General features: G+C 63.3%; 9 protein-coding genes. 4 read left to right on the top strand and 5 right to left on the bottom strand.

Translation table 11 applies throughout. From position 1 onward, the window contains the following. Positions 1-126: 126 nt before the first annotated feature. The gene (locus tag AB7951_RS13990) at positions 127-699 is read right to left on the bottom strand and encodes a beta-1-3, beta-1-6-glucan biosynthesis protein (protein ID WP_120289845.1); all 573 of its coding nucleotides are present in this window, start codon (positions 697-699) and stop codon (positions 127-129) included. Between the two features lie 202 nt (positions 700-901). On the opposite strand from AB7951_RS13990, the gene AB7951_RS13985 reads away from it, so the two are divergent. Further along, positions 902-2569, top strand: a complete 1668-nt coding sequence (locus tag AB7951_RS13985; protein WP_120289843.1) for a beta-(1-6) glucans synthase — start codon at positions 902-904, stop codon at positions 2567-2569. Here AB7951_RS13985 and AB7951_RS13980 read toward each other — a convergent pair. Both AB7951_RS13980 and AB7951_RS13975 read right to left on the bottom strand, forming a co-directional pair. Continuing rightward, positions 2529-2909, bottom strand: coding sequence for a hypothetical protein (locus AB7951_RS13980; RefSeq protein WP_120289840.1), 381 nt, complete (start codon positions 2907-2909; stop codon positions 2529-2531). The two genes, AB7951_RS13985 and AB7951_RS13980, sit on opposite strands and share 41 nt — an antisense overlap. 122 nt (positions 2910-3031) lie before the next feature. Then, positions 3032-4273, bottom strand: coding sequence for a hypothetical protein (locus AB7951_RS13975; RefSeq protein ID WP_120289838.1), 1242 nt, complete (start codon positions 4271-4273; stop codon positions 3032-3034). A gap of 171 nt (positions 4274-4444) precedes the next feature. On the opposite strand from AB7951_RS13975, the gene glmU reads away from it, so the two are divergent. Continuing rightward, a complete protein-coding gene (glmU, locus tag AB7951_RS13970) occupies positions 4445-5797 on the top strand; it encodes a bifunctional UDP-N-acetylglucosamine diphosphorylase/glucosamine-1-phosphate N-acetyltransferase GlmU (RefSeq protein WP_120289836.1) in 1353 nt (450 codons plus the stop codon). A 22-nt stretch (positions 5798-5819) separates the two neighbouring features. On the opposite strand, the gene AB7951_RS13965 is transcribed toward glmU, so the two are convergent. Further along, positions 5820-5969 carry a hypothetical protein gene (locus AB7951_RS13965; protein WP_158550328.1) on the bottom strand — a complete coding sequence of 50 codons (150 nt, stop codon included), beginning with the start codon at positions 5967-5969 and terminating at the stop codon, positions 5820-5822. A gap of 266 nt (positions 5970-6235) precedes the next feature. Between AB7951_RS13965 and glmS the strand changes: the two genes are divergently transcribed. Together glmS and AB7951_RS13955 are read left to right on the top strand one after the other, a co-directional pair. Further along, positions 6236-8062 (top strand): glutamine--fructose-6-phosphate transaminase (isomerizing), encoded by a 1827-nt coding sequence (gene glmS / locus AB7951_RS13960; protein ID WP_120289834.1) that lies wholly within the window; start codon positions 6236-6238, stop codon positions 8060-8062. Positions 8063-8210: 148 nt separating this feature from the next. Further along, complete coding sequence (locus AB7951_RS13955) at positions 8211-8984, top strand: DUF502 domain-containing protein (RefSeq protein ID WP_374725664.1); 774 nt, start codon at positions 8211-8213, stop codon at positions 8982-8984. 1001 nt (positions 8985-9985) lie between these two features. Here AB7951_RS13955 and recG read toward each other — a convergent pair. After that, positions 9986-12091, bottom strand: coding sequence for an ATP-dependent DNA helicase RecG (gene recG, locus AB7951_RS13950; protein ID WP_120289832.1), 2106 nt, complete (start codon positions 12089-12091; stop codon positions 9986-9988). Positions 12092-12155: the final 64 nt, after the last annotated feature.

The following is a 12155-nucleotide window of genomic DNA, read 5'->3' as shown; positions in this document are numbered from 1 at the left end:
ACGGAGACTATATCCGCCACACGAATTAACAACTCATACGCTGCCGTGGCCTTTTGAGGGCGGCACCATTATTCAAATGCGATTAGGCGCCGCCAGCTGAATGCCGCCTGAACAGAGCGCGCCACATTACTTCGGCGCTTCAGCAGGCGGTTTGGCGTCCGGCTGCGGAGCGGCCGCCGGCGCTGCTGCGCCGCCACCTGCAGGTGCAGCGGGTTGGCTCAGCGCGGCAGGCTGCGGCTGCGCATTCGGATTGATCCAGCAGCCGTGGACGCGGCTGTTCAGGCTGTCCGCAATTTTCGGATCAATTAGCGGTCCGAATTTGACCAGACAGCGGAACGTCGCCTGCACATGACCGCCGGGGCAGCCGAATCGGTCGTAGAGATCGAGGTGACGGAACGCGGTGTCGAGATCGTCGCGCCACATCAGCACCACGACGCGGCGGCCAAGCCAGACGCATTCGGGATTGCCAGCAGGACCATTGATCGCCTGGGTCGCCTCGACGAATTCGTCAGACTTCTTCTGGCTTTCACGGGCAACGTCGGCAGGCGTCACGGGCGCATTTGCCGCAGGCTTCTGATCCTGTGCGCGAACCGGGCCGCTCTGGGCCAACGCGCAGCCAACACCCAGCAGCAGAGCAAGGCCTGGAACGGCGAGACAACGCAGAACTGCAGATTGGAACCCGAACACCAGTCGACGCATAAAGTCCCCGATAAGTTGGCTGCCAGGCAGTTCTGACGCCCTCGCCAGATGCCGTTCAAATGGGCCCCCAATACGGCGGCGACCACGGCTGAATCCCATGACGGACATTTTTGATTTTGTCCAGCAACGCCGGAAGTTTGTCTGATTTTCGTGGCGGGTCGGGCCGACAAGTCCGTGATTGCCGGCATGATGCACTTGGCAGATTGGCGATGACCGGCTAATCGACGGACGACTTTGGAGGACGGAACCAATTTCCACCCGCACGCCGCTGGCGCTTCTCATCCTTTCCCTTGGTACGATCGCAGCGGTTTGGTGGTGGCTCGCCACGCCGGTCACGCTGGTGCGCGCGCCGATCGATCCCGCCGCCAAATTGGAATGCGTCTCCTATGCGCCGTTCCGTGGTGAGCAGACGCCGTTGAACTCGACCGCCGTTATTCCGGCGAGCCAGATTGCCGCCGACATGGCGCAACTGGCCGGGATCACCAAATGCGTGCGGACCTATTCCATCGATAACGGCCTTGATCAGGTGCCGGAACTGGCCGGCAAGGTCGGACTGAAGGTCATTCAGGGCGTGTGGCTCGGGAGCAACCGGCTCAAGAACCTGGCGCAGATCGCCGGCGTCGTGGACCTCACCAAGCGCTTTCCGAATGTGATCACCAGCGTGGTCGTCGGTAACGAGGTGCTGTTGCGCGGCGAGATGACGGCTGCCGATCTCGTCGGCAATATCCGCTCGGTGAAGGCGCAGGTCGGCAAGATTCCCGTGACCTATGCCGATGTCTGGGAGTTCTGGCTGAAGAATCGCGAGATCTATGACGCGGTCGATTTCGTCACGATCCACATCCTGCCCTATTGGGAGGACTTCCCAATTCGCGCGAAGAGCGCCGCCGCCCATGTGGACTCGATCCGCAAACGTCTCGCCGTGGCGTTTCCATCCAAGGAAATCCTGATCGGTGAAACGGGTTGGCCGAGCGCCGGGCGGATGCGCGACGGCGCGTTGCCGTCGCGCACCAACCAGGCACGGGTCGTGTCCGAAATCCTCGATCTGGCCAAGCGTGAGGGATTCCGTGTCAATCTGATCGAAGCGTATGACCAGCCGTGGAAGCGCGACCTTGAAGGTACAGTCGGCGGCTATTGGGGCCTGATCTACGATGAGCCGCGCGAATTGAAGTATCCACCGGGCGTTCCGATTACCAATTATCCGTCGTGGAAGCTGCAGATGGGGCTCGGCATGGGCCTGAGCTTCCTGGTTTTCGTGACGGGTATGTTGACGCTTCGTCGACGGCCATGGTCGCCGCGTCTGTCGGCCTGGCTGACCGTTGCCGTATCGGCCACGGTAGCCGGCATCCTGCTGGGCGTTGCCGCAGACAAGCTGATCTATGAAAGCTATGGCGTCGGCCGCTGGATCCAGTGGAGCGCGCTGCTGGCTGCCGGTGTCGCGTCGCCGCTGCTGTGCGCCTATGCGACGATGTCCGGCCGCTCGCTACCGACCTTCCTCCAACTGGTCGGACCGAGCCGGTTCCTGGCCCGTTCGTGGTCGACCGTCCTGCTCGGGCTGACCCTGGCTGTGGCGGCGCTGATCGGCGCCGAGACCGCGCTCGGTTTCGTGTTCGATCCGCGTTACCGCGACTTTCCGTTCGCGGCGCTTACCATGGCGGTGGTGCCGTTCGCCGGACTGATGGCTGTCAACCGTCCGCAGGAAGGTGTGCGGCCGATCGCCGAGTCGGTGTTTGCCGGAGTGCTCGTGCTGTCGGCCCTGTATATCGGCTTCAACGAAGGGCCGGATAACTGGCAGTCGCTGTGGACCTGCGCGATCTATCTGCTGTTCGGCATCACGCTGTGGCAGGCGCGGGCCGTGCAAAGCCCAGAATAAGCAGGCCGATCGCGATGCCCGACAGGGCAACGTTGTAGAGCACGATCCCGAAACCGGCTGCGATCAGTGCGACGGTGATCAGCACGATCGACGGCCGCAGCAGATTCAGCGTCGCAATGACGACCGCGGCGATGCCGAACACCGAATTCTTGAACAGATAGGTCATCACCAGCCGGCTCTTGCACAGGGTGCTCTGCAGGCCGGCGTCGCAGGCGAGCGCCGTCGTCGACAATTCGATGGCCAGATAACGCAGATAGATGGCGTAGCCGACCGACAGGAAGCCGACGATGAGAAGCCATTGCACCTGACGGGCGGTGAGCTTGAACGGATCTTTTTTCATGCGGAAACCATGGTTCAAAACGCGGTGCGGAACAACCCGGCATGCGGTCGCGGTGAGAGATCGGACCTAGATAACACTTTAGCCGCGCACGCCAAGAGATTGAAAATCTGATCTTTTGATCCTTAACGCAGACCCAGGAACGAGGTCAGCGACGATTGCGGCTTCGGCGGCGCAACTTCTTCAACGGGCTTGGGCGGCGGCGCTTGTTCGGTGCGTTCCTGTGGCTTCGGCGCGGCGCGCCTGCGTAGCGCCGGTCTGGCTGGTGCAGGCGCAACTTCCGCGGGCGCCGTCTCGGCCTTCATAGCAAGGCGCTGACCGTCGAAGATCGACGTCTCACAGGGCCGGCTGCTCTCGGTCAGCACGGCGCAGATCTTCGCGGCGGCTGCAGCGTCACTGAGTGGACCGGCGACGAGGCGCAGTTGCATGCCGAGTCCGGTCGGGCGTTCCTTCACCATCATGATTGGGCGCAGTCCGTTCAGCGCCCGTGACTTGGACATGCCGCGCCAGATTGCGCGCAGGCCGTCCACCGAATTGGCGCCGCCGATATCAACGCCGAACTCCGTGCGCGCGACCGGCGTCGCCACGGCTTCGACGGCTGTGGGGGCGGGCTCGGGCGCGGCCGGTTGGACCGATGCCGTTGTCTCCGGGGCGGCCGGAGGAGCTTCGATGGTCGGCGCCGGTTCGCTCAATTTGGCGGCCGCAGCGTCGGGCGGTGCCGTCATCGATTTCCATGCAACGAGCGGCGCAGAGGCTGGTGGATTGATTGTCGATGAAGCCGCTGCTTGCGCCGGTTTGGCGGGTGTCGTTTCGGCAGGCGGCGTGATCGCGGCCACGGGACCGATGACCGGCGTCGACGGAATGCTCGGAAGCTCTGCCACCGGCTTTGGCTCGGTGGCTGCCGGCGGGGCAACGACGGATGCGGTGGCAGATGGCTGCGGTGCTGGCGTGGTTGTGGCGGCTGTCGGCGTTGGAATGGTCTGGCGCTTGATCGAACCGGTGACTGAATCCAGTCCCTGTTCGACGGAGGTGACGCGGGCATAGAGCCGGTCACGGTCGCTGTTCAGCGTCTCGATAGCCAGCGTCAGGCGCCGGGCCTCGGTCTGGGTCTCCTTGGCGACGAGCTGGATCTGCTGCGACTGCCGCGCAAAGGTATCGGATGTGGCGACCTGATCGCGACGCAACTGGACCTGCGACTGGCTGGCCAGAATGGCAACCACCACCGCGCCCACGGCGGCAACGCCCCAGGAACCCAGCCGCCACATCATGCGGCGGTCGACCTTGTCTTCCTCAGCCAGAAATCCGGTCAGCCAGCCGCTATGCTCGGCTGAGAGAGTATCGGCCCACTTGTCGTGCTTATCCGCCATTCGACGTCTGCGTCGCCCCATCGCCCCTGCGAATCACAGTTCAACATTATCAGGAAACCGGCGGGAACCTGAGGTTGTCGGGCCACACGGCGAGCCAAACCGGTTTCCAGATTGGCCCAAAACCATTTAAGACGGCCGCGGCGCATGAGCGCCGCCACAACGGGGATTCGGATGACGGGCAGAACCAGCCTCACCATCGTGCTCGCGGCCGGCGAGGGAACGCGTATGCGGTCCTCGACGCCGAAAGTGCTGCATCAGGTCGCCAGCCAGTCGCTGCTGGGCCATGTGCTCGCGGCGGCGCCTCATGGCGCAGGCTCTGCACTGGCCGTCGTTGTCGGTCCGGATCGTCAGGACGTGGCGGATGAAGCCAGGCGGGTGCGGCCCGATGCCGCAACATTCGTTCAGCACGAGCGTCTTGGCACCGCCCATGCCGTGCTGGCGGCAAAGGACGCCATTGCGAAAGGCGCGGACGATCTGCTGATCGCCTTCGGTGACACGCCGCTGATTTCAGCCGAGACGTTCGAGCGCCTGCGTGCGCCCTTGAAGGCAGGTGCCGCGCTGACCGTGCTCGGCTTTCGCGCGGCCGATCCGACCGGTTATGGCCGGCTCCTGGTCGAAGGCGATCAGCTCGTCGCGATCCGTGAACATGCGGATGCCACACCGACCGAACGCGAGGTGGATCTCTGCAATGCCGGCGTGATGGCATTCGCCGGCAAGACCGCGCTCACAATCATCGAGCAGATCGGCACGTCCAACAGCAAGGGCGAATACTATCTCACCGATGCCGTGGAGATCGTGCGCAGCATGGGCTTGCGGGCGAGTGTGATCGAGACGAGTGAGGATGAAGTCCGCGGCATCAACACCAAGACGCAGCTCGCGGAAGCCGAAGCGATCATGCAGGCAAGGCTGCGCAAGGCCGCGCTCGACGCGGGCGTGACCATCGTCGCGCCGGAGACCGTGCATCTCGCGGCCGATACGACGTTCGGCAACGACGTCACCATCGAGCAGTATGTGGTGATCGGGCCCGGCGTCAGTATCGCTGACGGCGCTGTCATTCACGCCTTCTCGCACATCGTGCAGGCTGCCATCGGCAAGAAGGCCTCGATCGGTCCTTACGCACGCATCCGGCCGGGAACGTCGGTCGGCGAGGGTGCGCGGATCGGCAACTTCGTTGAAGCCAAGGCGGCCATTCTGGAAGCGGGCGTGAAGGTCAACCACCTGACCTATGTCGGCGATACGCATATCGGCGCCGGCGCCAATATCGGCGCGGGCACCATCACCTGCAATTACGATGGCTTCAACAAGAGCAAGACGATCATCGGTGCCGGTGCCTTTGTCGGTTCGAATTCGTCGCTGGTCGCGCCGGTGAAGATCGGGGCCGGCGCTTACATCGGTTCGGGCTCAGTGATCACCCGCGACGTGCCGGACGATGCGCTTGCGGTAGAGCGCAACGAGGTGTCGATGAAGGAAGGCTGGGGCAAGCGCTTCCGCGACAAGAACGCGGCGAACAAGAAGCCGAAGTGAGCGCGCGGTGTTCGCGATGACGTCAGGTCACCGGGGTCTTCAGGTGCCAGCCGCGGCGGATCGGGCGCTTGGCAACAATTTCTTCCTGCGGCGTATGGGGCTCGGCGACATGCGGTTTCACCGCAATATCACGCTGCGGCGGCGGCCAATGCGCCAGTTTGCTCTGCGACATCTCGACATGTCGCAGCCGTGATCCGGCGATCGATCGGGGGGCTCTGGGGTCTCGCTCCTCCCACATGGACGTCTACTCCGGTCAGGCGTGGATGCTTCCGCAAACACGTTGATGGTTTGTTAAACGCGTCGCGCAAAATGCCCCTACAACCGCGGTAACTTGTCTCAATAGGCAATAATTATTGAGTAACAGTCGATTTGCGATTCTCGCTAAGAGAGTTCCAGTATTTCTGGGCAATTTGATACCACTTGGAGAGATAACCCCGCATGTGCGGCATCGTCGGAATTTTGGGACGCGGTCCGGTTGCTGACCAGATCGTGGACTCGCTGAAGCGCCTCGAATATCGCGGCTACGATTCCGCTGGCGTCGCCACGCTGGAAGGCGCGCATATCGATCGCCGCCGCGCCGAAGGCAAGCTGAAGAATCTCGAAGCCAAGCTCGGCAAGTCGCCGCTCGCAGGTCATATCGGCATCGGTCACACCCGCTGGGCGACGCATGGCAAGCCGACCGAAGCCAATGCGCATCCGCACGCCGCCGAAGGCGTCGCGGTCGTGCATAACGGCATCATCGAGAATTTCCGCGAATTGCGCCTCGAGCTCGAAAAGGGCGGCGCCAAGTTCGCGAGTGAGACCGACACCGAAGTCGTTGCGCATCTCGTCAGCTTCTATCTGCAGAAGGGCGCATCGCCGGTCGAAGCTGTGAAGCAGGCGCTGCCGCGCCTGAAAGGCGCGTTCGCATTGGCTTTCGTGTTCAAGGATCACGACAACCTGATGATCGGCGCCCGCAAAGGCTCGCCGCTTGCAGTCGGCTATGGTGACGGCGAGATGTATCTTGGCTCCGACGCGATTGCGCTGGCGCCGTTCACCGACGACATCAGCTATCTCGAAGACGGTGACTGGGTGGTGCTGACCCGCAAGGGCTGCGAGATCCACGATGAATCCGGCAAGGTCGTGAAGCGCGACGTGCTGAAATCCGGCGCGTCGGCCTTTATGGTCGACAAGGCCAACTATCGCCACTTCATGGCCAAGGAAATTCACGAGCAGCCGGAAGTTGTCGGTCACACGCTGGCGCGTTATGTCGATCTGGCGAACGAGCGCGTTGCGCTGCCGATGACGCTGCCGTTCGACTTCAAGGACATCCAGCGCATTTCGATCACCGCCTGCGGCACTGCGAGCTACGCGGGTTTTATCGCTAAATACTGGTTCGAACGCTTTGCGCGCGTGCCGGTCGAAGTCGATGTCGCCTCCGAATTCCGCTATCGCGAAGCCCCGGTACGCAAGGGCGATCTTGCGATCTTCATCTCACAGTCCGGCGAGACGGCCGATACGCTGGCAGCGCTGCGTTACGCCAAAGAGCAGGGCATGCACACGCTCGCTGTCGTCAACGTCACGACCTCGACGATCGCGCGCGAGAGCGAGACCGTGATGCCGACGCTGGCTGGTCCGGAAATCGGCGTGGCTTCTACCAAGGCTTTCACCTGCCAGTTGATGGCGCTGGCGACGCTTGCGATCGCAGCCGGCAAGGCCCGCGGCGAACTGTCCGACGCCGACGAAGCCAAACTGGTTCACGGTCTCGTCAAGGTCCCCCGTCTGATGACCGACGCGCTGACGCACGAAGCTGCGATCGAGAAGCTGGCGCGCGACATCGCCAAGTCGAAGGACGTGCTCTATCTCGGCCGCGGCACCAGTTATCCGCTGGCACTGGAGGGCGCGCTGAAGCTGAAGGAAATCTCCTACATCCACGCTGAGGGTTACGCGGCCGGCGAACTCAAGCATGGTCCGATCGCGCTGATCGACGAGACCATGCCGGTGGTCGTGATCGCGCCTTATGACCGGGTGTTCGACAAGACCGTGTCGAACATGCAGGAGGTCGCAGCGCGCGGCGGCAACATCATTCTGATGACCGATGCCAAGGGCGCCGAGGAGGCCACCGTGGACTCCATGGTGACCATTGTGATGCCGGACATGGACGCAGCATTCACGCCGCTGGTCTATGCCGTGCCGGTGCAGTTGCTCGCCTATCACACCGCCGTGGTGATGGGCACTGACGTCGACCAGCCCCGCAATCTGGCGAAGTCGGTCACGGTGGAATAGGCCGGCGAAGCGGCAAGATTGTCGCAGGCGGCCGGTTTGGCCGCCTGGCGCCGCCAAGTGGCTTCCCCCGCACTGGCGAAATCCTGCTAGGATACCCATAAGGACTGACGGCGCGGTTTCGCGCGCCGCGCCAGATGGATTTGAAACGCTGATGGAACGCCCCGATTTGCCGTTGACCCCGCCCGTTGGCGACCCGCCGCCCGAGGCGCCGCGCGGTTTCATGGCCCGGATCCGCAACTATTTCCTCACCGGCCTGATCGTCGCCGGTCCGGTTGCGATTACCTTTTACCTGACCTGGTGGTTCGTCACCTGGGTCGATGCGATCGTGCGGCCGCTGGTACCGGAGGCCTATCGGCCCGAACAATACCTGCCTTACGGCATTCCGGGTTCCGGCCTGATCGTCGCTTTTGTGGCGCTGACCCTGCTGGGTTTCCTCACCGCCAACCTGATCGGCCGCTCCCTGGTCGATCTCGGCGAGAACCTGCTCGGCCGCATGCCGGTGGTGCGCGCGATCTATCGCGGGCTGAAGCAGGTGTTCGAAACGCTGTTCTCGGGTTCAGGATCGAGTTTCCGTAAAGTAGGCCTCGTCGAGTTTCCGTCGCCGGGCATGTGGTCGATCGTGCTGATCTCGCAGCCGCCAAGCACCGAAGTAGCGAAGAGCCTGCCGGGGCAGGAGGAGCACATCTCGGTGTTCCTGCCCTGCGCGCCGAATCCGACCACCGGCTTTTTCTTTTATGTGCCGAAGAGCAAGATCATCGACATCGACATGTCCGCCGAGGATGCCGCGACGCTGATCATGTCGGCAGGCGTCGTCCAGCCAGGTTCAGATTCGCAGAAGAAGATCGCGGCATTGGCGCAGATGGCAACGGCAGCGGGTATCGCGAACGCTCCGCCAGCGAAGCAGCCAGCACAGGTGGATTGAGGCGCCACGGCTTTGTTGATGGGATGAGCGTCTTCGCGAAACCTATCAATCGATGCCTCGTAACGCTCTCGGTCGTCATGGCCGGACTTGTTCCGGCCATCCACGCCGTGCTGTGGATGTCGCCAAGGCGTGGATACCCGGCATGCGCCGGGCATGACGGCGTTTGGTTTGAGCGTGCGCGCGTCACGCTAGTTCAGATTCAACTGTCAAACAGCCACTGCTCTTCAGACATGCGTCATCGCCCCCATTGTTTGCGGCGCGGGGGCGCCGTCGTCGCTTGCATTCCCGCCCCCTTGTGAGAGGGCGTGCGGAACGCCGGGTGCCCGTTGCACCCTTGGGCCTGATGCGAATGCGGTCTTCCGCAATTGAGAGTGCATCAGGACTTTCGGAGGCGCCGAGCAAGTGCCCGACGTTCCGCCTGCGGTGTTTTTTCGGTTGCTTGCACTTTGCCTCGACGAACGCTCCGATCGCGAATTAAAGTCCCAAGGCGATGGGAAGGGAGCCTCAAGCGAGTAAGCCGAACGCGTTTTGACTTGGTCGTCCGTCACACTGTCCAGGGGTCTTTCCATCCGAAGGTTGGCCGTCTCCTTGCCAGTGGCAGTGCTGGCGCAGATCCGTCCTGCCCGAAGACAGACGTCACCCTCAAACCGCGTGACGCCGCATCTCCGGCGTCCACCGCATCCCACCCCGCGAACGTGACGATCGCGATCGCCCCTCTCGGTGGGGCAGGACGGAAGGGAATATAAACCTGATGGGGATGCTGTCAACGGAAGATAGGAAAAAATGTTTGACGCTGTCTTGCCGCCCCTCGCTCGTCATTCCGGGGCGCGGGTGGCTCTTGCCGGACGCGAACCTCAGCCACTCCACGTGGAGTGGCGGGGAATCTGAGCATGGGAGTCTCTAGTCAGCGCAAAACACTCCGGGATTCCGGGTTCGCGCTACGCGGCTGCGCCGCTTCGTGCGCCCCGGAATGACGATGGACACTTTGGGATTTCCGGCGGCTATCCGGCACCGATCAGCGGGATCGCCTCGTCGCGTTCATAGAGATACAGCAAGCACCGCAGCGCCTCGCCGCGCTCGCCTGTCAGTTTCGGATTGTCCTGCAGGATCCGCAGCGCTTCGTCGCGCGCCTGCGTGATCAGCTGTGCATGAACCTCCGACCGCGCGATGCGGAAGCCGGGCATGCCGCTCTGACGCGTTCCCAATACGTCGCCTTCGCCGCGCAGCTTGAGGTCTTCCTCGGCAATGCGAAAACCGTCAGTGGAGTCCTTGATCACCTTGAGGCGCTTGGTGGCGATCTCGCCGAGCGGCTCGCGATAGAGCAGGAGGCATGTGGACGCCTCCGAGCCGCGACCGATGCGGCCGCGGAGCTGATGGAGTTGCGCGAGGCCGAAACGCTCGGCATTCTCGATTACCATGATCGTTGCGGCGGGTACGTCGACGCCGACTTCGACCACCGTGGTGGCGACAAGGATCTGTGTCTCGCCGGCAGCGAAGCGCGCCATCGCCGCGTCCTTCTCCGCCCCCTTCATCCGGCCATGTACGATGCCAACCTTGTCGCCGAACCGCTGCTGCAGGCTCTCGAAGCGCTCTTCCGCATTGGTGAGTTTCGGGCCGTCCATCTCGGACTCTTCGACCAGCGGCACGATCCAGTAGATCAGCTTGCCGTTGTCCACCGCGCGGCCGATGCCGTCGATGACGTCCTGCAGCCGGCTCGCCGACATGGTGCGCGTCTCGATCGGCTGGCGGCCTGCAGGCTTCTCGCGCAGTTCCGAGATGTCCATGTCGCCAAAGTAAGTCAGCACCAGCGTGCGCGGGATCGGCGTTGCCGACAGCACCAGCACATCGACGGCGCTGCCCTTGTTGGTGAGCGTGAGACGTTCACGGACGCCGAAACGGTGCTGCTCGTCGACCACGGCCAATGCGAGCGCCTTGAACTCCACATCGTCCTGAATAAGCGCATGTGTGCCGACGATGAAGTCGATTTCGCCGGCGGCAAGCCGCGCGAGGATATCCTTGCGTTCCCGGCCTTTCTCGCGGCCGGTAAGGATGGCGACACGCAGGCCCGCGCGTTCGGCCAGCGGCGCGATGGTCTTGATGTGCTGGCGCGCGAGGATTTCGGTGGGGGCCATCAATGCGGCCTGCTTGCCGACTTCCGCAACGGCTGCAGCGGCCAGCAGCGCCACGACGGTCTTGCCCGAGCCGACGTCGCCCTGCAGCAGCCGCAGCATGCGTAGCGGCTTGGTGAGATCATCGGCAATGGCCGCGGTCGCCTGCTGCTGCGATTGCGTCAGCGCATAGGGCAGGGCGTCGATGATCTTGCGGCGGATGTGGCCATCGCCGGCATTGCGATCGCCGGCGGGACGACGGAGTTGCGCGCGCACCAGCGCCAGTGCCAGTTGGCCGGCGAGCAGTTCGTCGAAAGCGAGACGCGACCAGAACGGCCCTTCCGGAAGGACATCCGTGATCTCGACCGGGACATGCACGCGCTGCAACGCCTCCGCCAGCGACGGGAACTTGCAGCGCCGGATCACTTCCGGGCTGATCCATTCCGGCAGCGCCGGCAGCTTGGTGAGCGCCTGCGCGATGGCCTTGCGCAGTGAGGTGATGGCGAGGCCCTGGGTCAGCGGATAGACCGCGTCGACGCCCGTGAGTTTGGCGAAGCCTTCCTCGTCGACGACGCGGTCGGGATGGGTGATTTGCAGCATGCCGTCGAACAGCTGCGTCGTGCCGGAGACGTAGCGCTTCTCGCCGACCGGTAGCAGCTTTTCGATCTGGCCCGGATAAGTGCGGAAATAGGTCAGGATCACCGTGCCGGTGTCGTCGTGGGCATAGACCAGATGCGGGGCGCGGGAGCGGCCGGGCGGCGGTTCGCGATGGCGATCGACGGTGACTTCGAGGGTCACCATGGCGCCGATCTCGGCCTCGTTGATCTTCGGCCTGTCGCGGCGGTCGATCACGCTGACTGGCAGATGCAGCAAGAGATCGACGATGCGCGGCGTCTCGGCGCGGTCCAGCAGGAAGCGCAGCAGCTTGTCCTGCTTCGGCCCGATGCCGGACATGCTGGTGACCGGGACGAACAGGGGATTGAGCACTTCAGGGCGCATCAGGACGACTCAGGTGGCCAGCACGGCGAAAGAGCTACGGTATTTGCGAGACTTGGATGCATTT

The organism is Tardiphaga sp. 285_C5_N1_2, from assembly GCF_052076065.1.
Taxonomy (GTDB): domain Bacteria; phylum Pseudomonadota; class Alphaproteobacteria; order Rhizobiales; family Xanthobacteraceae; genus Tardiphaga; species Tardiphaga robiniae.
Note: the sequence above shows the minus strand (reverse complement) of the source record. Positions and strands in the feature narration are given on the sequence as shown.